Below are 22,233 nucleotides of genomic sequence, written 5' to 3' on the forward strand. Positions count from 1 at the left end.
TTCCGACGGAGACCCCATGGCCCTGTACGACAACATTCTCGACACCATCGGCCGCACCCCGGTGGTCAAGCTCCAACGCCTCGCCCCGGACAACGTGACCTTGTACGTCAAGGTTGAATCGTTCAATCCCGGCGGCTCGGTCAAGGACCGGCTGGCGCTGGCGATCATCCTGGACGCCGAACAGCGCGGCCTGCTCAAGCCCGGCGACACCATCGTCGAAGCCACCTCCGGCAACACCGGCGTGGCACTGGCCATGGTGGCCGCAGCGCGCGGCTACAAGTTCGTCGCCACCATGGTGGAAACCTTCTCCATCGAACGCCGCAAGCTGATGCGTGCCTATGGCGCCAAGGTCATCCTGACCCCGGCTGCCGAGCGCGGCAGCGGCATGGTGCGCAAAGCGAAGGAACTGGCCGAACAGCACGGCTGGTTCCTGGCCAGCCAGTTCGCCAATCCGGCCAACCCGGCCTACAACCGCAACACCACCGCTGCCGAGATCCTGCGCGATTTCGCCGGCCACCGGCTGGACCATTTCGTCACCGGCTGGGGCACCGGCGGCACCCTCACCGGCGTGGGCGAGGTCCTGAGCGTTGCGCGCCCGGAAGTGCGCATCACCGCCACCGAGCCGGCTGGCGCCGCCTTGCTGCAAGGCCAGGACTGGAAGCCGCACAAGATCCAGGGCTGGACCCCGGACTTCGTACCCGAGGTGCTCAACCGCGAGGTCGCCCATGAGGTGCTGAGCGTGGAAGACACCGACGCCATCACCGTAGCGCGGCGCCTGGCCGCCGAAGAAGGCATCTTCACCGGCATCTCCGGCGGCGCCACCGTCGCCACCGCGCTGCGCGTGGCAGAAGGCGCGGTGCCTGGCGCCGTGATCCTGGCGATGCTGCCCGACACCGGCGAACGCTACTTCTCCACCCCGCTCTTTGCCGACATCAACGAAGGCTCCGACGACGACTGGCTGGCCGGGCTGCCCTGATCGGGCGCAGTCGATGACCAGACCTGAAGCCGCGCAATGCGCGGCTTTTTTTTTCGGTCCCGGCCGAACCGCGCACGTGCGCCGAAAGACGCTGCGTCGCGGCGGCCACTTCGTACCCACGATCCGTGGCTGTCGTCGCGAGGCAACAGCGCACGCGGTCATGCCGAAATCGGGCACGTGAGAGGCGCCCGGCACGTCTGGCGTCTGGGAGCAGCGTCCGCTCCCGCTTCCGGGTGTCGGCACGCCCGCACTCCCGTCCATGTCAAGGAAACGTTAGGATGGCGGCCGTGATGTAGGGAGAGATGTGTGAGCAACCAGCCGTATGGACACAGCGAGACCCGCGCCGCGCGGGCGCCATGGCTGGTAAAAATGACCTCCCCGGTCCACTTTGCGCTGGCCCTGGGGCTAGGCGCATGGTTGCAAGAGGCGCTGGATCTGCCCCTCCCGCCTCCCTCGCCGCTGGCCTGGATCGAATTGGCTGGCGGCGGCATCGCCTGTCTTGGCCTGGCGCTGGCGGTCAGCTGTTTTGTCCTGTTTGCGCGTCGGCGCACCACCATCATGCCCAGCGGCCATCCCTCGCGCTTGGTGCTGGACGGTCCGTATCGCGTCACCCGCAACCCGATGTACCTGGCCTTGGTGCTGAGCTACCTCGGCCTGTGCCTGCAACTTGGCCTGCTGTGGGCGGTTGCGTTGGTGCCGCTGCCGTGGCTTGCGCTGCAGCGCTACGTCATCCCGTTCGAAGAGGCGCGTCTGCGCGCCGAATTCGGCCGCCACTACAACGACTACTGCGCGCGTGTCCGCCGCTGGGTGTAGACGCAACACGCATTACCGCGCGTGGCAATGGTTGCTGCCGATCGCTCCGGGAGAGCTTCCAGATGTCGCGACACGGCATACAGTGCGACCGGTCAGACAGTCGCAGCAGATGAGATGAATGGCCGATAGCGTGCGGATTCCGCAGCGTGCTCCCCATCACGCGCCCATCATGCAATTCGCATAATTATCGCGCTATGAGAATCGAAGTCTGGCAAGGCGACATCACCGAACTCGACGTTGACGTCATCGTCAACGCCGCCAACGAATCACTGCTCGGCGGTGGTGGCGTCGATGGCGCCATCCACCGCGCCGCCGGCCCGCGCTTGCTGCAAGCCTGCGAAGCGTTGCCACAGGTGCGCCCGGGCGTGCGTTGCCCTACCGGCGAAATCCGCATCACTGACGGGTTCAATTTGAAGGCACGCCATGTCTTCCATACCGTTGGCCCAGTGTGGCGCGACGGCAAGCACAACGAGCCCGAACAGCTGGCCAACTGCTATTGGCAGTCGCTGAAACTCGCCGAACAGATGATGCTGCATTCGATCGCATTCCCGGCGATCAGCTGCGGCATCTACGGCTATCCGCTGTACCAGGCCGCGCGTATCGCGGTGACCGAAACGCGCGATTGGCAGCGCTCGCACAAGGTGCCCAAGCACATCGTGTTGGTGGCCTACAACGAGGCGACCTACAAGGCCTACCAGCAGGCCTTGGCTACGCAGGAAACTGCGGCGGCCTGAGGCTGGATCGAGTTGGCAGCATGCCGCCTCGGCCGGCTGCACGAGCAAGTTGATTGAGCGATTGACTGAGCAAAGGGCGCCGAGCGGCGCCCTTTGCGTTTTCCGCACGGCATCGGCGTGCATCTGCGGATGCCGCAAACGAAAAAACGCCGGCATCGCTGCCGGCGTTTTCGTTTCATCGACGCGGCGACCTTGCAGGCGCCATCAATCGATCAACCCTTCCACTTACCCAGCGCGGCCAGGCCGTTTTCCTTGGCACGCTCGTAGATGACCTGCTGCGCCTTGGCGAAGTTGCCGGTCATGTCCTTGGCCCACAGCTTCAGCGCGGCCTGCTGCATGGCGCGGCCGTAGGAGAAGCTCAGCGGCCACGGCAGATTGCCGAGCTGGTGCATTTCGTTGAGGTGGGCGGTGGACTGCTCGTCGGTCTGGCCGCCGGACAGGAACACGATGCCCGGCAGGATCGCCGGCACGGTGGACTTCAGGCACATCACGGTGGACTCGGCCACCTCTTCGATGCTGGCCTGCTCTTCGCAGCTCTTGCCGGAGATGACCATCGATGCCTTCAGGATGGTGCCTTCGAGCACGACGTTCTGCTCATACAGCGCACCGAACAGCGAGCGCAGCGTGGCTTCGGTCACTTCATAGCAGGTTTCGATGTCGTGGTTGCCGTCCATGATCACTTCCGGCTCGACCATCGGCACCAGGCCCTGCTCCTGGCACAGCGCTGCGTAACGCGCCAACGCATGCGAGTTGGCCTCGATGCAGGTACCGGACGGGATGTCTTCGCCGATGTTGATGACCGCACGCCATTTGGCGAAGCGCGCACCCAGCGTGTAGTACTCCTCCAGCCGTGCACGCAGGCCGTCCAGGCCTTCGGTGACCAATTCGCCCGGCATGCCGGCCAGCGGCTGCGCGCCCTTGTCGACCTTGATGCCCGGGATTATGCCGTGGGCAGTCATGTACTCGGCGAACGGCACGCCATCCTTGGTCTTCTGACGGATGGTCTCGTCGAACAGGATGGCGCCGGAGATGTAGTCGCTCAGCTTGGGCGTGGTCAGCAACAGTTCGCGGTAGGCGCGACGGTTCTCTTCGATGTTCTCGATGCCGACGCTGGCAAAACGCTTGGCGATCGTGCTGGTCGATTCGTCGATGGCGATGATGCCCTTACCCGGGGCGACCATCGCCTGGGCGGTTTCAGCAAGCTGTTCGATGCTCATGTAGTTCCTGTGGCAGCTGCGGGGGAGAACGAAAGTATAGCGACGAAAGTCGTACACATTCCTTCACGGAATGCCTGCAACCGATTACACGTGATCTGCGTGACAGGATGTGTGGTGATGCTCGCATCGCGGGAATCGGGAATCGGGAATCGGGAATCGGGAATCGGGAATCGGGAGTCGGGAGTCGGGAGTCGGGAGTCGGGAGTCGGGAGTCGGGATTCGGGATTCGGCAAGCAGAGCATGAGGTGCTGCTTGTTGCTTGCGGTGCTGATGCATTGCTTACATGACGTGCGCTGGCGCGGCTGGAACTGCGCCACGTCTGCGTTGATTGGCGTTTGTAGGTGTTGGCCTGTTGCATAGAGCCGGCTACGGCGCGTGCTACGTCACGACGAGCACCTGCTTCGCGTCTATCCGGTCGTACCGCGCGTCGTTCAGCGTTGTTCCGTTTCGTCGACGCGCAGGAAAACCGAAACGCCGTCGTGGGGGGCGTCGCCTTGCGGCATGCATGGCGCGCCATACCAGCGCCGTTATGGCGCGGCGACGATGCCGGGCTGGCTTTGCAGCCGCCGAACCCGGTCGTTGAGCAATACGCCGACCCGAGCACTCGCCGGTGCCCGGCAGTTCCACAGCACGACGGCGGCCCTGGGGCCGCCGTCGTGTGTCTCGTCTGTTCCGGCTCAGGTCATGCGCCGGATGCAGTCGACAGGCGTTAGAGCTCGCCCAGACCGGTGGCGCGGCCGTCTTCGCCCACTTCCAGCAGGCGCAGCGTATTGGTGGCGCCGTGGGTTTCCATGTGCTCGCCACTGGTAAAGACCACGCGGTCGCCAGGCCCCATGCGCTCGTTCTCCACCAGCAGGCGGATCGCCGCACGTGCGGCCTCGCGCGGGGTCAGGCCGCGGCTGTCGAAGCTGATCGGGAACACGCCACGCATCATCGCCATCTGACGGCGCGCGCCATCGTGACGGGTAAAGGCGTAGATCGGCATATTCGAGCGGAAGCGCGACAGGAAGCGCGGCGTGCCGCCGGATTCGGTCAACGCCACCACGCCGCCCAGGCCGATGTGCTCGGACAGGAACATGGTCGCCATCGCAATCGCCTGGTCGGCGCGCTGCAGATTGCGTTGCGCCGCTTCGAAGTCGGTATCGAATTCGAACTGGTGTTCGGCCCCCAGGCAGATGCGCGCCATCGCTTCCACCGCACGCACCGGATAGGCGCCGGCGGCGGTTTCGGCCGACAGCATCACCGCATCGGTGCCGTCGATGACGGCATTGGCCACGTCCAGCACTTCGGCGCGGGTGGGGATCGGGCTTTCCACCATCGACTGCAGCATCTGCGTGGCGGTGATCACCACCTTGTTCTGCGCCAGCGACTCGCGAATGATCTTCTTCTGCAGGCCCGGCAATTCGGCGTCGCCGATTTCCACGCCCAGGTCGCCACGCGCCACCATCACCACATCGGAGGCTTCGACGATCTCGACCAGGTTTTCGATCGCCTCGGTGCGCTCGATCTTGGATACCAGCTGTGCATCGCAGCCGTGCTGCTGGGCGATCTGACGCGCGTCGTGCATGTCCTGCGCATTGCGACAAAACGAGACCGCGATGAAGTCCACGCCGATCTTGGCCACGATGCCGATCAGTTCCTTGTCGCGCTCGGTCAACGCGCCCAGCGACAAACCGCCGCCCTGCTTGTTGAGACCCTTGCGGTCGGACAGCACGCCATCGTTCAACACCTTGGTGACGATGCGCTCGCCCTGCACATCGGTCACCTGCAACTGCATCAGGCCATCGTCGAGCAGCAGCACGTCGCCGGCGGTCACGTCCTGCGGCAGACCCAGATAGCTGACGCCAACCTGCGTCTGGTCGCCAGCCGGTGCGTTGGCATCGGCCACCAGGTCGAAGCGATCGCCCATGGTCAGCTTGATCTTGCCTTCGGCAAAACGTTCGATACGGATCTTCGGGCCCGGCAGGTCGGCAAGGATGCCGACTTCGGCACCGACGCGGGCCGCAGCGGCACGTACCTCGGCGGCGCGCTTGGCCTGGCCGGAGGGGTCGCCATGGCTGAAGTTGAGGCGCACCACGTTGACGCCCGCCTTGAACAGCGTATCCAGCACACCGGGCGCATCCGTTGCCGGTCCGAGGGTGGCGAGGATCTTGGTGCGGCGTTGACGTTCTTTCATGATGGCCTCCCTGTAAAAGCCGCGAAACTTAACACACACGTCACGTACCGAGGATGGCATTGCGGCATAGCCTTCCTCCGATTCCGGCATGTCTTATAGACAGTGCGGGACAGTACGTACGCCTGCGCCCGCGCTGCCATGAGCAATGCGAACGGTCGCCACCCTAACCCGGCAGCGGTGAAGCGTGTTCTGCGCGCTGCGAACCGCAGTTGCGGGCGCGGCGACCAAGCGAACACAACGGTCGACGCGCACCGCTCATCACTGCAGCAATGCCGCCAGTTCAGCCGGCGTGCGCGCCAGCGCACCGGCACCGGCGGCGCGCAATTCGCCCTCGTCGCCGAAGCCCCACAACACGCCAATGCTGTGGATGCCGTGGTGATTGGCGCCATCGATATCCATGCGCCGGTCACCGATCATCACGCAGCCGGCCTTGTCGATCTGCAAACGGCGCAGCGCTTCGGCAATGAGGTCCGGCTTGAAGCGACGTTCGCCATCTTCACTGGCACCGATCACCTCTTCGAAGCACGCGCCGAAGGGCAGGTGCTCGACGATGCGCCGCGCATAGCGCTCATTTTTCGAGGTCACCACGGCCAGACGATGACCGGCGCGCTGCAGGCCGGTGACAACCTCGCCAATGCCGTCGAACACGCTGAGTTCGGTCCAGCCCACCGCGTCGTAGCGTGCGCGGTAGAGCCCGAGCGCGCGCTGCACCAACTCCGGGTCGTCCGGAAAACACTCGGTGAAGCTGTCGCGCAACGGCGGGCCGATCCAGGCGCGCAAGGTCTGCGCCGACGGACGCGGCTGGCCGAGTTCGTCGAAGGCATGCACGATGCTGGCAACGATGCCTGGCTCCGAATCGACCAGCGTGCCGTCCAGATCGAAAAACAGCGTGGCTGCACTCACTGACCGCGGGCCTGGAGTGCGGCCACCGCCGGCAAGGTCTTGCCTTCCAGAAACTCCAGGAACGCACCGCCGCCCGTGGAAATGTAGGTCACGTCCTGGGCGATGTCGTACTTGTCCACTGCGGCCAGGGTGTCGCCACCGCCAGCGATCGAGAACGCCTTGGAACTGGCGATCGCGCGCGCCAGCGTCTCGGTGCCGTGGCTGAAGGACTCGAATTCGAACACGCCCACCGGACCGTTCCACACCACGGTACCGGCACTGGCGATCAGTTCGGCGTAGCGCTGCGCGGTTTGCGGGCCGATATCCAGGATCAGATCGTCCGCATCGACCGCCTCCAGCGACTTCACGCTGGCTTGCGCATCGGGCAGGAACTGCTTGGCAACGACCACATCGGTGGGCAGCGGAATCTCGGCGCCACGCGCCTTGGCATCGGCCACGATCTGGTTGGCGGTCGGGATCAAATCCGGCTCGTTCAACGACTTGCCCACGGCATGCCCGGCCGCGGCGATGAAGGTGTTGGCGATGCCGCCGCCAACGATCAGCTGGTCGACCTTGTTGACCAGGTTGGACAGTAGCTCCAGCTTGGTGGACACCTTGCTGCCGGCAACGATGGCCAGCAAGGGCTTGGCCGGGTTGTCCAGCGCCTTGGCCAGGGCGTCGAGTTCGGCCATCAACAGCGGGCCGCCTGCTGCGACCGGCGCGAAACGGATCACGCCGTGCGTGGAGGCCTGCGCACGGTGCGCGGTGCCGAAGGCATCCATCACGAACACGTCGCACAACGCGGCGTACTTGCGCGCCAGCGTCTCATCGTCCTTGCCCTCGCCGACATTCATGCGGCAGTTTTCCAGCAGCAACACCTGGCCCGGCGCGACCTCCACGCCATCGACCCAGTCGCGCACCAGCGGCACGTCCACGCCCAGCAATGCGGCCAGACGCGTGGCAACCGGCGCCAGCGAATCTTCCTCGGTCCAGCTGCCTTCCTTGGGGCGGCCCAGGTGCGAGGTCACCATGACGGCCGCACCCTTTTCCAGCGCCAGCTTGATGGTGGGCACCGAGGCGGTGATGCGCTGTTCGGAGGTGATCTGGCCGTTGTCGATCGGCACGTTGAGATCCTGGCGGATCAACACGCGCTTGCCGGAGAGATCGAGGTCGGTCATGCGGACAATGGACATGGGCTCAGCTCGTTCGGTCTAGGGAGGGGGAATGGGGAATGGTCAGGCAGAAGCACCCAGGACACGCGCCGGGGCAAACAGGTGAGCGCTGTGCCGTTGGCGGCAACTGGCCGTAAAACGCCAGCGCGATGTCGTTGCGCCCGCGGGCGGATCGCCTGGCGCGCAGCTTGCCCACCACGCGCGAGGCCGCCAAGACGGTCGGCGAGGCGCGGGATGCTTGGTCGAACACGACGGGCAATACGGCTGCCTTGGTCACGGGGGACGTCCATTGTCCGACCTTCGCGCTGCAGCGGCAAACCGCGATGCGAAGCGGCCGCAATCAGCCGTTGCGATTGGCCGATGCGCTACGCAACAGGCTCACCGCGAAACCGCCGACCAGCAAGGCGCCGCCAACCAGCAGGCCCCACAGCAACCAACGCTTCCAGTCGCGCGGCGTGGCGGCCGGTTGCAGCGCGGCATCGCCGGCAAGCGGCTGCGCCTGCGCAGCCAGACGGGCCTGCGCCGGCTGCCACTGTGCGCCGCGTTCGCGCCGCAGTGCCTGCAGCATTGCGCCCAGCGGTGCGTCGGTGCGCTGCGCACGCGCACTGCCGGCGACCAATGCATAGGGTGGCTGGCCTTGGGCGAGAAACATCAGCCGCTCCGGCCGGTAACCGACGCGCAGCGTCGGCACGGCGGTGCTGCGACCCTGCGCAGCGACCAGCCGCCATTGGCGATCGCGCACGGGCGCAGACAGCAATTGCGGCGGCGACGCGGCGGCCGCGCCCTGGCCCAATCGATACGCCAGCCATGGGCCGGCACGTTGCAGCCACGGCGCATCGTCGGAATCGCGACTTGCCACGATCCACTCGACCGCCTCGGCCTGACTGCCGCCGACATCCAGCTGGCTGATCGGAAAGCGACCGGGCAAGACATACACCAGCGCGGCATCTTGCGTGGTGCCGGGCAAGTCCAGCCACTGCGGCGGTGTGGACATGGCGATGCCCTCCAGCTCCGCCTCGACCACGCGTAGTGCCGGCAGCGCGCCGGATGCGGTGACCAGGCGCAGGTAACGCGCCCCATCATCCAGGGCGATACGGCGCTGCTGCAGTCGCTGCGCCTGATTGTCGAGTGCCATGACCATGGCGTTGGAGGCGAGCATGCGCCAGTCGCGCAGATCGTCGCTGCCTTCCACACGCACCTGGGCCTGCACCGGCATGTCGCCCTCCCAGTCCAGCACTAGCGCACGCGGGCGATCGCGCAGCGCGCTGGCATCGATCAGCCAGCTGACACCGCGGCCCGCAGCGACAGCTCCGGTCGCAAAGCGACCTTCCAGGCGGCGCACTGCACCACTGGCGTCGCGCTCGGCAATCAACTGCAGATCGCCGTTGGCCGGCGCGGCACCGGCGGGCAGCGCAAACACGGGCAAGCGCTGACGGCGTACCGCAGCCGCCGGTGCCGCATCCATCGGCAGCCAGGCGGTGGGCAGCTCTTGTCCACGCGCATCGATCACCGTGACATCGCGCAACGCCGCGTCGTGCGCAATGCGATACACCGCCGCATCCAAGGTCAGCTGATAGAGGCCGGCATCCGAGCCGGTGACCTGCAGCGGCCACTGCTGGCGGTAGTCCTGCCGCACATCGGCGGCCTGCGCCAGCAGCGGCACCAACAGCAGCAGCGCCCATCGCATCGCGTTCATGCCTGATCCTTTTCGACGCCGTTCTCTTCGGCAGCACGACCTTCGGCCGCGACCGCCCGTGGCGGCGCCGGCGCCAGATAGCCCACCACGGTGCACAACAGGCCATAGGCCATGAACGAGCCGATGCCGAGAAGATTGCCCAGATGCTGGCGGTCGACCAACACCAACTTCGCCAGGACCAGCCCCATCAGCAACGCGCCGCCCAGCCACAGCCCGCGTTGCCCACGACGCGAGCCGATCACCCAGCCCAGCACGCCGAGCACACTCCAGACGATGGTGAGGCTGGTCTGCGACAAGGTGGCGCCGATCAGCGCCCGATCCCACGCCACACCGCCCCAGTGATGCACGCTGTGCAAGGTGCTGCCGGTGATCAACGCCCACCCCAGCACACCCAGCGCACCCACGCGCGAACGCTGCAGCACTGTCGGCGCAGGTGCGGACCAGGCCCAGCCCGCAAGCAAGGCCAGGACCGCCAATTGCGCCAGCTCGGCGGGATTGAGCAACGGCAGCCAGGGCAACGGCGCTGCGCTCACCGGGTCCAGCAACGCGAGCAGCCAGCCGAGCCCCAGTAACGCGAACACGCAGCTCAGCAGCGCGTTGCGTGCAGGATCAAAGCCGGTTCCCTGCGGCCAGGCCAGCCACGGCCAGCGCAACAGCCCCAGCGTCGCCACCAGCAACCATGGCGCCGCCAGCAAGGCGCAACGCCAGCCATTGGCCAGCGAGAACGCATCGGCCAGCCAGGCCGCGCCCAGCGAAATGACCAACGGCCACAGCAGCCACCAGATGAACTGCGCCGCCATCGCGCCAGCGCCCTGCTGCGTGCGCAGGCACCACAGCGCACGCGCGCCCGCCACCGCAAATACACCCCATGCCAGCGCGCCCCAGTGCGCGAATGGCTGGGTGTGCGCTGCGTCTTGCCACAGCGCCAACGGCGCCGCCAGCGCCAGCCCCGACATCACCGTCCATACCAACGCCGCTGCAGGACGGCGCCGATGCACTTCCGCCGCCAGCCATACACTGAGTGCGACCAAGCCCAGCAGCAGATCAGGTTCGCTGCGCAGGTCGGCAAAACGCACGATCTCATGCACGCCGCACAGCGTCCACCAACCCAGTCCCCACAGATATGCCAGCAGCGCACGCCGCCGATGCCCGGCATCGCGCAGGAACCAGGCACTGGCCCAGCCGGCCAGCGCCAGCAGCACCGTGCTCATGCAGGTTGCATTGGCCACCGCGACCGCATCGTGGCGCCAGGCATCCACGCCGAAGGCGACACCCACCGCCGCAAACACCTGCAGCGCAACACCGCTGACCTGCGAGACCCGTCGTTGTTGGCGAAGCCCCAGCCACAGCAAACCGACGCCTTCCAGCGCAAACACGCTTGCAGTGGCACGTGCCGACAGCGCCAGCGGTACGGCCAGGGTTGCAAACCCGACCGCCAGCATCGCGTGCGCCTGGCCCAGCACGCGCGTAGACGCGCGGCGCAGCAGCCAGCTGCCCAGGCCCGCGTACAACGCGGCCACCGCCACCGCGCACAACGCCAGTGGCAGCCGGTCGCCCTCGAGCAGGCGCGCCTGCAACGCAAACGCCACCAGCGGCGTTCCGAACAACAGGCTGCCATCGATGAGCCTGCCGGCACTGCCGTCGCCGCGGCGCGCATGCAGCACCGGGATCGCCACGTACATCGCGAAGAACAGCAACAGGAATGGCTCGGTCGTGGCGAATTTCGCCGGGGAATACTGCAGCGCCCCCCACACGGTGCCGATGCCGAAGGTGAAAGCAAACCCCAGCAGGTTCAGCACGCGCCATGGACGTGTCCATGCAATCGCCACGATGCCGGCGTTGAGCACGGCGTAATACGAAAACAGCGCCACGTGATTGCCGCTGCCGGTAGACAACCAGATCGGCGCAAGAAAACCGGCCAGCACGCCCAGCACCGCCAACGTGCGCGAATCCTGCAGCACCGCCAGCACGCACATGCCTGCGATCAGCACCACGCTGATGCCCAGCGCCATTGCGGCATCGAGCAAGCCGTACAACTTGAACGCCGCGAACACCGTCAACAACAAGCCGCCGATGGCGCCGCCCTGCAACGCCAACGCAAAGCCCGGCCGCTGCGCGCGCTGCGTCCAACCGAAGATCAGGCCGGCCAATGCCAGGACGCTGATGCCGGCCAAGCGCAGCTCGATCGGCATGCGCATCCAGCCCTGGTCGCTGGCGTACTTCAACAGCGATGCCACGCCGGCCAGCAACACCAGCATGCCGACCTTCACCGGCACATTGCCCTCGGTGAACCAACGCTTCAAGGCGCTGGCTGCGCGCGCGATGGCGCTGGGCGCGGCCGGAAGCTGGGGCGGTTGGGGTTGCGCCGATTGCGGTTGCGCCGGCTGGGCGCGCGTTGCCTGCGCTTGCGGGCCGGGGCGTTCCGACGCCGCGATTGCACTGCGCGCCATCGCATCTGCAGGCGCCCGCGCAGGCGCCTGCGCCGGCAACGGCGGCGGCATCGCCGAGGCAGACACACCAACCGCCTCGTGATCCGCGCCCGGCGCATGCCAACCGTCGTCCTGACGCGCCGCATCGGAGGTGCGGTACCCCGAAAGATCGCTGTCGGCCACGACGCCCGGACCAGTGCCGGCAGCGGGAGCCTCGTCCGGTCGCTCCCATGCCCTGCCCTGCGCGTCCGCGGGTGCTTGCGCCGGCGTATCCGCACGCCCGGCACCACTGCCCTGCCACTGCGCGAGCCGCTGCTCCAGCGCCGCCACCCGTCGCCGCAGCCCGGCAATCCATACCAGCGCAATCACCACACCCATCGGCACGGCGAGCAGCACCAGGGCCACCAACACGATTATCGTTTCCAACGCAGCAATCCCCGAGCCGGCGTCCAGCCGAATGCGCGCACCATACAGCCTCGGGCTGCGGCTGGGCAGCTAGCCTATCGCTTGGACGACGGATGGAGCGTCGGCAAGCATGCGGTCGCATGCGTGCTTGCGTGGGTGCCTCACACAAGAAAACGCCCGGAGAACCGGGCGCTTTGAACGGTTATTCGCGGTAGCCGCTGTCGTTCTTGTTATGGATGATCCAGATCAGGTTGCCGCCGGTCCCCATCGACTTGCCAGCGAACACCAGGCGTCCCTGGCCCTTATAGGCCATTTCGTAACGGTAGCGGTCGCCACCGAAGAAAAACGGGATAAATGCCTTGCCGGTCACGTAAGCACCCTGGTCGTCCGGTTGACCAATCAGGTCGGTGACCTGCTTCATCGGCATACCGATTTTCAGCTGGGTGAACTTGCTGCCAGGCGCCGGCTTGCCGGTGATCTCGCCCTCGTAATCATTGACGCCCTTGACGGTCTCGCCGTAGCCCGCCTCGACATCGGACGACTTGATCACCTCGCCATCGGCATTCATCCAGGCCGGCGTCCCGGTCTGCTTCTTGGCAATTGCCTGTGGCGCCAGTCCTGCTACAACCATGGCCAGCACAATTGAGCCAATCCACTTACGATTGATCTGCACGTTTGTCTCTCCTTGAATTCATTGGGTGCCCATACGTCCTCTGTAGTTCCAGCGCAAGGCAATCGCTGGCAGCATGCGATTAGGGCATGCGGTTGCGCCGATGTCTACGTTGGTCAGTCTTGCAGACATATATAGTGAGCGGCTTGCAGAACGTTACGCAGAATGCCAAAAACGCGCCAGCGCACGGGTAAGCACCCGAGTCGCAAGGACCAATGGTTTGCCTGCCCTGCAAGGACGCATCTCGATGCACGTTGTCTTCCGACCTTACTCACTGCTTGCGATTTGCGCAATTGCGTTACTGACGCCCGCGCAGCAGGCATCTGCCGATGTGTTCGGTACTGCTGAAAGCGTCGCCCAAAGCTGGATTGGTCACGATGCTAGCGAATTGATGATGCAATGGCCTGTAGGAAAAGGGCTATACACATCGGAAAACATCGAAACGCAGGAAACTGCCTACACGTATAACTTCGGCATAGAAGCGCACTACCGCACCCATTATTGGAGCACGCAAGGGGGAGTTGTCGGCATGGTCGGCGGGGGCAATGGTGTGGCACCCACCCCAATTTTCCAGGAAAACCAGCATAGCGAAGAAGTCTTCGTTCCTGCCGAACATCATTGTGAAATCACCTTTATCGCCAATGCGGACGGCATCATCACCCGATACGATTTCGCTGGCAGCAGGTGCAATGAACATGCGCGCAGCTGGGGGCGCGCGAAGAAGAAGTAATGCCATCACTAGCCCAACATCGATCCATCAATAAAGGACTGCCCTAGATGAAAACAAGGAGTTGGATTTGCCGTACTGCCTGGCTGACGCTTGCTCTCTCGCAGGGGATGCTTGTCGCCCCGGTCATGGCCGAATCGGCACGGCATGGAACCATCGCAGCACTGGAGCCCATTGAAAACAAGGGTGACAATGTTCCGGAACGTACTAAAAGGCTTAAGAACGCGGCGTCGAACTTTGGCGGCATGGCAGGCAGCTTCCTCGGCCTTACAGCCAATAGCCCACTTGGTGCTGAAGCTGGAGCCGCCGCAGGCACTTATGCCGGCACACAGGTAGGCGAAAAGGTCATCAGCAACGGCGCCGCCTCGCACTACATGCTGAAGATTCGTTTCGATAACAAGTCGCAGGTAATCGTGACGAAACCGAGTGCAGAAGTGTCGGGCCTCGCAGTCGGCAGCCGCGTTTCGGTCACTGGCAAAGGTGAAGACATGCGTATTATTGCGGAATAAAGGCCTTCCAGAAATTGCGATCTGCAATAAAAAAGCGCCCAAAGGCGCTTTTTTATTGCATCGAAAGAGGCCGATTACTTGGCCACAACCCGCACCATCTCCAGGCACTTGTTGGAGTAGCCCCACTCGTTGTCGTACCAGGACACCAGCTTGACGAAGGTGGAGTCCAGCGCGATGCCTGCGTCTGCGTCGAACACCGAGGTGCAGGTTTCGCCGCGGAAATCGGTGGCCACGACCTTGTCTTCGGTATATCCGAGCACACCCTTCAGTGCACCTTCGCTTTGTGCCTTCACTTCGGCGCAGATTTCGGCGTAGGTGGCCGGCTTTTCCAGTTCGACCGTGAGGTCGACCACCGAAACGTCGGAGGTCGGCACGCGAAAGCTCATGCCGGTGAGCTTCTTGTTGAGCTCGGGGATCACCACGCCCGCGGCCTTGGCCGCGCCGGTGGAGGACGGGATGATGTTCTCCAGGATGCCGCGGCCGCCGCGCCAATCCTTGTTGGACGGGCCGTCCACGGTCTTCTGCGTCGCAGTGGCCGCATGCACGGTGGTCATCAGGCCGCGCTTGATGCCCCACTTGTCGTTGATCACCTTGGCCAACGGCGCCAGGCAGTTGGTGGTGCACGAGGCGTTGGAGATGATCGCTTCGCCCTTGTAGGTCTTGTCGTTTACGCCGTAGACGAACATCGGGGTGTCGTCCTTGGACGGCGCCGACAGGATGACTTTCTTGGCACCTGCATCGATGTGCTTCTGTGCGGTTTCCTTGGTCAGGAACAGGCCGGTGGACTCGATCACCACGTCCGCGCCGACGGCATCCCACTTGAGGTTGGCCGGGTCGCGTTCCTGGGTCAGGCGGATCTTCTTGCCATTGACGATCAACGTGTTGCCGTCGACCGAGACATCGGCCTTGAAGCGGCCATGCACCGAGTCGTACTGCAGCATGTAGGCCAGGTAGTCGGGCTCGAGCAGGTCATTGATGGCCACGATCTCGATGTCATTGGCGAAGTTCTGCACCGCAGAGCGCAGCACGTTGCGTCCGATGCGACCGAATCCGTTGATGCCAACCTTGATTGCCATGTTCACTAGCTCCTGCGACCGCGACAGCGCGGCGGATGGAAAGGGGCTGTCATTCTAGCAGCGTCACTTGTCTGCAGCCGTGTTGGTGTGGGCCGTGATGGGGGAATGGGCATTCGGGATGGGTGAGCGGTTCGCCAGTGAATGAGCTCTGTGCGTCGCTTGGTGAGCCATCGGACCGCAACTGCGCTCGGCCTCTGCGGGAACGCGCGTGAGCGGCCGATCCGCGCGCCATCGCATCGATGACCGACGGTTTCCGGATGAGCTCATGCCAGCCGCATCAAGCGCCACTGCATCGAGCATGGTGAAAGAGGCCATAACTCCATGTATTTCATCCACTTAAAAACGAAGCAAATACGCTGAAAAGCATATTCACCGCTATGCCGAACAGCAGAATTTCGGCACTCCGTGGATTTCGATACTGGCGCTGCCTGCTGAGGCAACCCATCAATCACACGGAGATTTCCCATGCGTCGCACCCTCTTCTCTCTGGTTCTGGCTGTGGCTGCCACCCCGGCGCTGGCTGGCGGCGTGATGCATTACACCGACAAGGCCAAGCTGCCGGCCGGCGGCGAGGAGCGCGAAGTCGCTGCGCTGTTCGACACCTGGAACGCGGCGCTGGCCACCGGCAACCCGCACAAGGTGGCCGACCTGTACGCACCGGACGGCGTGTTGCTGCCGACGGTCTCCAACGAAGTGCGCGCCTCGCGCGAGCAGATCGAAAACTACTTCGCGATGTTCCTGACCAAGAAGCCGCAGGGCGTGGTCAATTACCGCACCGTGCGCGTGCTCGACGACGACAGCGCCGTGGATGCCGGCGTGTACACCTTCACCTTGACCGACAAGGCCGGCAAGAAGAGCAACGTGCAGGCCCGCTACACCTTCGTCTACGAAAAGCGCGACGGCAAGTGGCTGATCATCAACCACCACAGCTCGGCGATGCCGGAAGTGGATGCACCCAAGGTCGCCAAGGTCAAGTAAGCGGTACATCGCAACGGCGATCGATCGCTGTCGACGCCACTGCGCACGCAACCGTCGGCGCTCCTCCCGCGCCGACAGCCGTGGTCAGCCCATCGCGCGATGCCGCACGTGCGATGCCCGCTGCGAGCATCGGCATAGCGCGTATCGCGGTCGTGCGCGCAGGGTGTGACTACAGCCATTGCAGACCCGCACACCCGAGCGCACGGCCAAATTGATCAGGATCAAGGCAGCGGCGACGCCAAGCGCGAAGACTTCCCACGTCCATTGCACCCTACGAGGCTTCCCATGCATCTTCGCTCTACCTTTCTGTTCGCCGCGCTGGCCGCTTCTTGCGTCAGCCTCCCCGCACTGGCGCAATCCAAAGGCGACTGGGCCGTTGCCGTCGGTGCCCACCAGGTCGCTCCCAAATCCGACAATGGCCGCCTGGTTGGCGGCACGCTGGAAGCAGACGTAGGCAAGGACATCAAGCCGACCTTCACCGCCGAATACTTCATCGCAGACAACCTCGGCATCGAGGTCCTGGCCGCGCTGCCGTTCGAGCACGACATCGCGCTGCGTGGACTGGGCCGCGTTGGCAGCACCAAGCACCTGCCGCCGGTGGTGTCGCTGCAGTACCACTTCAACAGCCAGGGCAAGGTGTCGCCCTTCCTCGGCGCGGGCATCAACTACACGCGCTTCTTCGACACCGATACCCGCGGCGCGCTGGCCGGCAGCACGCTGGAGCTGGACGATTCCTGGGGCCTGGCACTGCATGCAGGCGTGGACTACAAGCTCAGCGACCGCGGCGCGCTGCGCGTCAACCTGCGCTGGATCGATATCGATACCCAAGCGCGCCTGGACGGCAACCGTATCGGCACGGTCAATATCGACCCGCTGGTCTACGGCGTGGCCTACGTGCACCGTTTCTGATCCCGCGGCGTGGGCGGCGCATCTCTGGCACACTTGCCGTCCAGGGACGTGCATCCACCGCCGGAGTTGCGGACAGGTCGGTCACGTCGCCCGTCTGTCCGACCTACCGGGGATTCCATGAACACGCTGACTCGCACCGCCCTCGCCATCGCACTGGCCGCCTCGGCCGCACCCGCCCTTGCACAGTCGGCCGGTCACTGGACGACCGGTTACGGTGCGGGCTATGTCTCGCCCAAGTCCAATAGCGGCACCTTCGGCGGCACCCAGGCCGAGATCAAGGGCGCGCCGGCACTGTCGTTCACCTACGAATATTTCCTGCGCAACAACCTGGGTATCGAAGTGCACGCCGCAGTTGCAGGCAAGCACGACCTCGAACTGCAGGGCATCGGCAAGGTAGGCAGCTATTGGTCGGTGCCACCGAGCGTGCTGCTGCAGTACCACATCAATGGCTACGGCACGGTGTCGCCGTTCGTGGGCGTCGGCATCAACTACACCGCGTTCCTGGGCGAAGACACCGAGCCGACGGTGGCTGGCGGCGATCTGCGTTTCGACGATTCGGTCGGCGCCACTGCGCATGTCGGTGTCGACTTCATCTTCAACGACCGGAGCGGCCTGCGCGTGGATGCGCGCTGGACCGATTCGCGCAGCAATGTCGACCTCAACGGTGCGCGGCTGGGCAAGGCACGCATCGATCCGTTGACCTTCGGCGTGTCGTACCTGGTGTATTACTAAGAGCGTCTGGCAATAAGAGCATCTGGCAACACGACTGCGTTCATCGCCAGATGGGCGCGGCCGGCACCGGTGCGGCATGCCCCATGCGAATGCTGCAGTTGCCGCGTTGCGTGCAAACCCGCCCGACGACTACTTGCACCATCCGGGCGTGCTCCAGGCACGCATTGGCGCCATGCTGAGGCGTGGCTGTCGCAACTGCCGGATGGCCATCAAACCGTCCCGGAGCGATGCGTACAATCGCCGGATGAAGACACTTTCCCTCTCTGCATTCGTAGTTGCCGCGGCAATGGCCGCCGCGATCCACCCCAGCACCGCCCTGGCCTGGGGCCCGCAAGGCCACCGTCTGGTGGCGCGTATTGCCGAAACCGAACTGAGCCCGCAGGCACGCACGCAGGTGGCGCAATTGCTGGCCGGCGAGCCGGACCCGACCCTGCACGGCGTGGCCACCTGGGCCGATGAGTTGCGCGAGCACGACCCGGACCTGGGCAAGCGCTCAGGGCCATGGCACTACGTCAACCTGGGCGAACACGACTGCACGTACTTGCCACCGCGCGACTGCCCGGACGGCAACTGCGTGATCGCCGCGCTCGACCAGCAAGCCGCCCTGCTCGCAGATCGCAGCCAGCCGTTGGACGTCCGCCGCCAGGCCTTGAAGTTCGTGGTGCATTTCGTCGGCGACATCCATCAGCCGATGCACGCCGGCTATGCGCACGACAAGGGCGGTAACGACTTCCAGCTGCAGATCGATGGCAAGGGCAGCAACCTGCATGCGCTGTGGGACAGCGGCATGCTCAACGACCGCCACCTGAGCGACGATGCGTACCTGCAACGCTTGCTGGCATTGCCGGCCACCACTGCGGTGTCTGCGGCCCTGCCGCCGCCGGCTGCGGCGTGGGCGCAGGCGTCGTGCAAGATCGCCATCACGCCCGGCGTCTACCCGAGCGCGCACGTGTTGCCCGCCACCTACATCGCCACCTATCGCCCGATCGCCGAAACCCAGCTGCGCATCGCAGGTGACCGGCTCGCCGCCATCCTCAACGCGGCACTGGCCAACCCCTGACGTGGAGACGCCGATGCAGCCCCAGGTGCTTGCCTTCTTTCATGCCGACAGCAACACCTTCACCTACCTGGTCGCCGATGCGGCCACCGGTGCGGCGGCAGTGATCGACCCGGCGCTGGACTACGCGGCCGAGAGCGGCGTCGTCGGCAGCCAAGCGGCGCAGGCCATCCTTGCGGCCATCGAGCAACACGGATGGCAGTTGCAGTGGCTGCTGGAAACCCATGCGCATGCCGATCACCTGTCTGCGGCGCAGTGGCTGAAGCAGCATTGGCCGCAGGCGCGCATCGGTATCGGCGAGGGTATTTGCCAGGTGCAACGCACCCTTGCCCCGCAGTACGCGTTGCCGGACGACTTCCGCGCCGATGGCTCGCAATTCGATCATCTGTTTGCCGACGACGAGCGCTTCAAGCTAGGCGGTATCGAAGCACGCGTCATCGCGGTGCCCGGCCACACCAGCGACAGCATTGCGTATCTGATCGGCGATGCACTGTTTCCTGGCGATTCGTTGTTCATGCCGGATGCGGGTACGGCGCGTTGCGATTTTCCCGGCGGCGATGCACGCCAGCTGTTTGCGTCGATCCAGCGCCTGTACGCGCTGCCGGAAAGCACCCGCGTGTTCGTCTGCCACGACTACGGCCCGGGCGGGCGCGCGGTGGCGCATCAGACCAGTATCGGCGCGCAGCGGCGCAGCAACATCCACGTGCGCGACGGCGTGGACGTGGAGACCTTCGTGGCGCAGCGGCAGGCGCGCGATGCCACCTTGCCCGAGCCCAAGCTGATCCGCCCGGCCCTGCAAACCAATCTTCAGGCCGGGCGTTGCGCCGGAGTGGTCCTGTAGCGCGCGCAGGCTCGCCACGCGGTGCGCATCGCGTAGCCGCTATGATCGGGCCCCTGTCCTGGTGAGGAGCATTCGATGCGCATGATCGGTTTCTGGCAGCGCGCGTTGTGCGTGCTGATGCTGGCGTTGCCTGTGCTGGCAAGTGCGCAGACCGCCCCGGTGACGGTGTTTGCGGCCGCCAGCCTGAAAGAATCGATGGACGAAGCCGCTGCCGCGTATGAAAAAGCGACCGGCACGCCGGTACGGGTGTCGTATGCAGCCAGTTCTGCGCTGGCACGCCAGATCGAACAGGGCGCACCGGCGGACGTGTTCTTTTCGGCCGACCTGGAATGGATGGACTATCTGCAGCAGCGTGGGCTGGTGCTGCCGGCGCAGCGGCACAACCTGCTCGGCAACACGCTGGTGTTGGTCGCGCCGGCGAGCAGCAGGCTGCGCGTTGACCTGCGTGCGCCCGGCGCCATTGCCAAGGCGCTTGGGCAGGGCGGGCGCCTGGCCGTGGGCCAGACCGCCAGCGTGCCGGCCGGCAAATACGCCGCCGCTGCGCTGCGCACGCTCGGCCAATGGGACAGCGTCAGCAATCGGCTTGCCGAATCGGAAAGCGTGCGCGCGGCATTGATGCTGGTCTCGCGTGGCGAGGCGCCGCTGGGCATCGTGTATGGCTCGGATGCGCGCGCCGATGCCAAGGTGCGCGTGGTCGCCACCTTTCCCGACGACAGCCATGAGGCCATCGTGTATCCGGTGGCTGCATTGAAGAACAGCCGCAATCCCGCCGCCGCAGCGTTCGTAACCTGGCTGGGAAGCAAGCCGGCCAAGGCGATCTTCGCGCGCCGTGGTTTTTCGTTGAAGGATTGAGGCACACCGTTTGTCGATGTTTACCCCGGAAGAGCTGACCGCGATCGGCTTGAGTCTCAAGGTCGCGATCGTGGCAGCGCTCGCCAGCCTGCCGCCGGGCATCGCCTGCGGCTGGCTGCTGGCGCGCCGCCGCTTCCCCGGCAAGGCCCTGCTGGACGCGTTGCTGCATCTGCCCTTGGTGATGCCGCCGGTGGTCACCGGCTATGCGCTGCTGGTGGTGCTGGGCACGCAGGGGCCGGTGGGCAGCTGGTTGCTGGAACACCTCGGTATCCAGTTCGCCTTCCGCTGGACCGGCGCGGCACTGGCGTGCGCGGTCATGGGATTTCCGCTGATGGTGCGCGCGATTCGTCTGTCCATCGAAGCCACCGATCGTCGCCTGGAAGCGGCCGCCGCCACGCTCGGGGCCGGGCCGTGGCGGGTGTTTTTCAGCATCACCTTGCCGCTGGCCTGGCCGGGCCTGGTCGCCGGCATGGTGCTCGCGTTCGCCAAGGCGCTTGGCGAGTTCGGTGCCACCATCACCTTCGTGTCGAATATCCCTGGCGAAACGCAAACCTTGTCATCGGCCATCTACGGGCTGATGCAGGTCCCGGGGATGGAATCGGGCATCTGGCGGCTGGCGGGCGTGGCGCTGGCGATTTCGCTGGCGGCGCTGTTGCTGTCCGAATGGCTGGTGCGTCGGCCGCATCCGCGCGAGGACGCGTGATGCTGGATATCGACCTGCAGCTGCAGCGCGGCACCTTCCAACGCCGCATCCGCATCCATGACGATGCGCGTGTGGTGGCGCTGGTGGGGCCCTCCGGCGCGGGCAAGACCACGGTGCTCAACGCAATTGCCGGCCTGGTGCGCCCGCAGGCCGGGCATATCCACATCGATGGGCGCTGCCTGTACGACGCCGGGCAAGGCATCGACCTGCCGACGCACCAGCGCCGGATAGGTTACGTGTTCCAGGATGCGCGGCTGTTCCCGCATCTGGATGTGCGGCGCAACCTGCGCTACGGCCGGCATGCGCGCGGCACGGCGCCGTTCGGTTTCGACGATGTGGTGGCCCTGCTCGGCATTGCCCCGCTGTTGCAACGCCGGCCGCGCAACCTGTCTGGCGGCGAAGCGCAACGCGTGGCGATTGGCCGCGCGTTGTTGGCACAACCGGCGATTCTGCTGTTCGACGAACCCCTGTCGGCCCTGGATCAGGCGCGCCGCGAAGAATTGATTCCTTATCTGCAACGCGTGCGCGACGAGATTCGCCTGCCGATGCTCTACGTCAGCCATAACCCCGATGAAGTCCAGCGCATTGCCGACAGCGTGCATGTGCTGGATTGAAGGCGGTGTGGCCTAAATAGCGCTTGGGTCTGACATGTCGTGAGAGGACGCAGTGTTGCTGGTGA

21 protein-coding genes are annotated in these 22,233 nt (G+C 65.2%); 13 read left to right on the forward strand and 8 right to left on the reverse strand.

The window, feature by feature from the left end; all coding sequences use genetic code 11:
• The first annotated feature begins 16 nt into the window (after positions 1 to 16).
• From cysK to ACCQ00_RS16315, 3 genes are all read left to right on the forward strand, one after another.
• Positions 17 to 976, forward strand: coding sequence for a cysteine synthase A (gene cysK / locus ACCQ00_RS16305; protein WP_039573680.1), 960 nt, complete (start codon positions 17 to 19; stop codon positions 974 to 976).
• 306 nt (positions 977 to 1,282) lie between these two features.
• Entirely contained in the window at positions 1,283 to 1,789 is a 507-nt protein-coding gene (locus tag ACCQ00_RS16310; RefSeq protein ID WP_017155478.1) for a methyltransferase family protein, read from the forward strand.
• 194 nt (positions 1,790 to 1,983) lie between these two features.
• On the forward strand, positions 1,984 to 2,523 hold the full coding sequence (locus ACCQ00_RS16315) for an O-acetyl-ADP-ribose deacetylase (protein ID WP_017155479.1): 540 nt from the start codon (positions 1,984 to 1,986) through the stop codon (positions 2,521 to 2,523).
• A 212-nt stretch (positions 2,524 to 2,735) separates the two neighbouring features.
• On the opposite strand, the gene ACCQ00_RS16320 is transcribed toward ACCQ00_RS16315, so the two are convergent.
• The 7 genes from ACCQ00_RS16320 to ACCQ00_RS16350 all read right to left on the reverse strand — a co-directional run bounded on the left by ACCQ00_RS16320 (position 2,736) and on the right by ACCQ00_RS16350 (position 13,131).
• A complete protein-coding gene (locus ACCQ00_RS16320; RefSeq protein WP_039583629.1) occupies positions 2,736 to 3,740 on the reverse strand; it encodes a class I fructose-bisphosphate aldolase in 1,005 nt (334 codons plus the stop codon).
• 709 nt (positions 3,741 to 4,449) lie between these two features.
• Positions 4,450 to 5,916 carry a pyruvate kinase gene (pyk, locus tag ACCQ00_RS16325; protein WP_011348424.1) on the reverse strand — a complete coding sequence of 489 codons (1,467 nt, stop codon included), beginning with the start codon at positions 5,914 to 5,916 and terminating at the stop codon, positions 4,450 to 4,452.
• Positions 5,917 to 6,174: 258 nt separating this feature from the next.
• A complete protein-coding gene (locus ACCQ00_RS16330) occupies positions 6,175 to 6,819 on the reverse strand; it encodes an HAD family hydrolase (protein WP_008574673.1) in 645 nt (214 codons plus the stop codon).
• Positions 6,816 to 7,991 carry a phosphoglycerate kinase gene (locus ACCQ00_RS16335; RefSeq protein ID WP_039573688.1) on the reverse strand — a complete coding sequence of 392 codons (1,176 nt, stop codon included), beginning with the start codon at positions 7,989 to 7,991 and terminating at the stop codon, positions 6,816 to 6,818. Before ACCQ00_RS16335 ends, ACCQ00_RS16330 begins: the two co-directional genes overlap by 4 nt.
• Before the next feature lie 319 nt (positions 7,992 to 8,310).
• A complete protein-coding gene (locus tag ACCQ00_RS16340; RefSeq protein ID WP_039573691.1) occupies positions 8,311 to 9,666 on the reverse strand; it encodes a DUF3999 domain-containing protein in 1,356 nt (451 codons plus the stop codon).
• On the reverse strand, positions 9,663 to 12,506 hold the full coding sequence (locus tag ACCQ00_RS16345) for a DUF2339 domain-containing protein (RefSeq protein WP_039573694.1): 2,844 nt from the start codon (positions 12,504 to 12,506) through the stop codon (positions 9,663 to 9,665). The genes ACCQ00_RS16340 and ACCQ00_RS16345 overlap by 4 nt, the downstream gene beginning before the upstream one ends.
• A gap of 196 nt (positions 12,507 to 12,702) precedes the next feature.
• On the reverse strand, positions 12,703 to 13,131 hold the full coding sequence (locus ACCQ00_RS16350) for a hypothetical protein (protein WP_017155485.1): 429 nt from the start codon (positions 13,129 to 13,131) through the stop codon (positions 12,703 to 12,705).
• A gap of 286 nt (positions 13,132 to 13,417) precedes the next feature.
• Here ACCQ00_RS16350 and ACCQ00_RS16355 point away from each other — a divergent pair, with 286 nt between their 5' ends.
• Together ACCQ00_RS16355 and ACCQ00_RS16360 are read left to right on the forward strand one after the other, a co-directional pair.
• Positions 13,418 to 13,900, forward strand: coding sequence for a hypothetical protein (locus tag ACCQ00_RS16355; RefSeq protein WP_017155486.1), 483 nt, complete (start codon positions 13,418 to 13,420; stop codon positions 13,898 to 13,900).
• A 107-nt stretch (positions 13,901 to 14,007) separates the two neighbouring features.
• Positions 14,008 to 14,406, forward strand: a complete 399-nt coding sequence (locus ACCQ00_RS16360) for a hypothetical protein (protein WP_039573698.1) — start codon at positions 14,008 to 14,010, stop codon at positions 14,404 to 14,406.
• 74 nt (positions 14,407 to 14,480) lie between these two features.
• Here the strand turns inward: ACCQ00_RS16360 and gap are convergent, their stop codons facing one another.
• Positions 14,481 to 15,482, reverse strand: coding sequence for a type I glyceraldehyde-3-phosphate dehydrogenase (gene gap, locus ACCQ00_RS16365; protein ID WP_039573701.1), 1,002 nt, complete (start codon positions 15,480 to 15,482; stop codon positions 14,481 to 14,483).
• Between the two features lie 465 nt (positions 15,483 to 15,947).
• On the opposite strand from gap, the gene ACCQ00_RS16370 reads away from it, so the two are divergent.
• The 8 genes from ACCQ00_RS16370 to modC all read left to right on the forward strand — a co-directional run bounded on the left by ACCQ00_RS16370 (position 15,948) and on the right by modC (position 22,168).
• Positions 15,948 to 16,460: an SgcJ/EcaC family oxidoreductase gene (locus ACCQ00_RS16370; protein WP_007972396.1), complete on the forward strand. Its 513-nt coding sequence runs from the start codon at positions 15,948 to 15,950 to the stop codon at positions 16,458 to 16,460.
• Between the two features lie 285 nt (positions 16,461 to 16,745).
• Complete coding sequence (locus ACCQ00_RS16375; RefSeq protein WP_039571104.1) at positions 16,746 to 17,369, forward strand: OmpW/AlkL family protein; 624 nt, start codon at positions 16,746 to 16,748, stop codon at positions 17,367 to 17,369.
• A 117-nt stretch (positions 17,370 to 17,486) separates the two neighbouring features.
• A complete protein-coding gene (locus tag ACCQ00_RS16380) occupies positions 17,487 to 18,101 on the forward strand; it encodes an OmpW/AlkL family protein (protein ID WP_039571106.1) in 615 nt (204 codons plus the stop codon).
• A 286-nt stretch (positions 18,102 to 18,387) separates the two neighbouring features.
• Positions 18,388 to 19,161: a S1/P1 nuclease gene (locus ACCQ00_RS16385; RefSeq protein ID WP_306316064.1), complete on the forward strand. Its 774-nt coding sequence runs from the start codon at positions 18,388 to 18,390 to the stop codon at positions 19,159 to 19,161.
• Between the two features lie 13 nt (positions 19,162 to 19,174).
• Entirely contained in the window at positions 19,175 to 19,999 is an 825-nt protein-coding gene (locus ACCQ00_RS16390) for an MBL fold metallo-hydrolase (RefSeq protein ID WP_039571154.1), read from the forward strand.
• A gap of 75 nt (positions 20,000 to 20,074) precedes the next feature.
• The gene (gene modA / locus ACCQ00_RS16395) at positions 20,075 to 20,851 is read left to right on the forward strand and encodes a molybdate ABC transporter substrate-binding protein (RefSeq protein ID WP_039571111.1); all 777 of its coding nucleotides are present in this window, start codon (positions 20,075 to 20,077) and stop codon (positions 20,849 to 20,851) included.
• A 16-nt stretch (positions 20,852 to 20,867) separates the two neighbouring features.
• Positions 20,868 to 21,554 (forward strand): molybdate ABC transporter permease subunit, encoded by a 687-nt coding sequence (modB, locus tag ACCQ00_RS16400; RefSeq protein ID WP_180301719.1) that lies wholly within the window; start codon positions 20,868 to 20,870, stop codon positions 21,552 to 21,554.
• Positions 21,554 to 22,168, forward strand: coding sequence for a molybdenum ABC transporter ATP-binding protein (gene modC, locus ACCQ00_RS16405; protein ID WP_039571117.1), 615 nt, complete (start codon positions 21,554 to 21,556; stop codon positions 22,166 to 22,168). Before modB ends, modC begins: the two co-directional genes overlap by 1 nt.
• Positions 22,169 to 22,233: the final 65 nt, after the last annotated feature.

The organism is Xanthomonas sp. NCPPB 3761 (genome assembly GCF_041475705.2).
GTDB lineage: Bacteria > Pseudomonadota > Gammaproteobacteria > Xanthomonadales > Xanthomonadaceae > Xanthomonas > Xanthomonas phaseoli.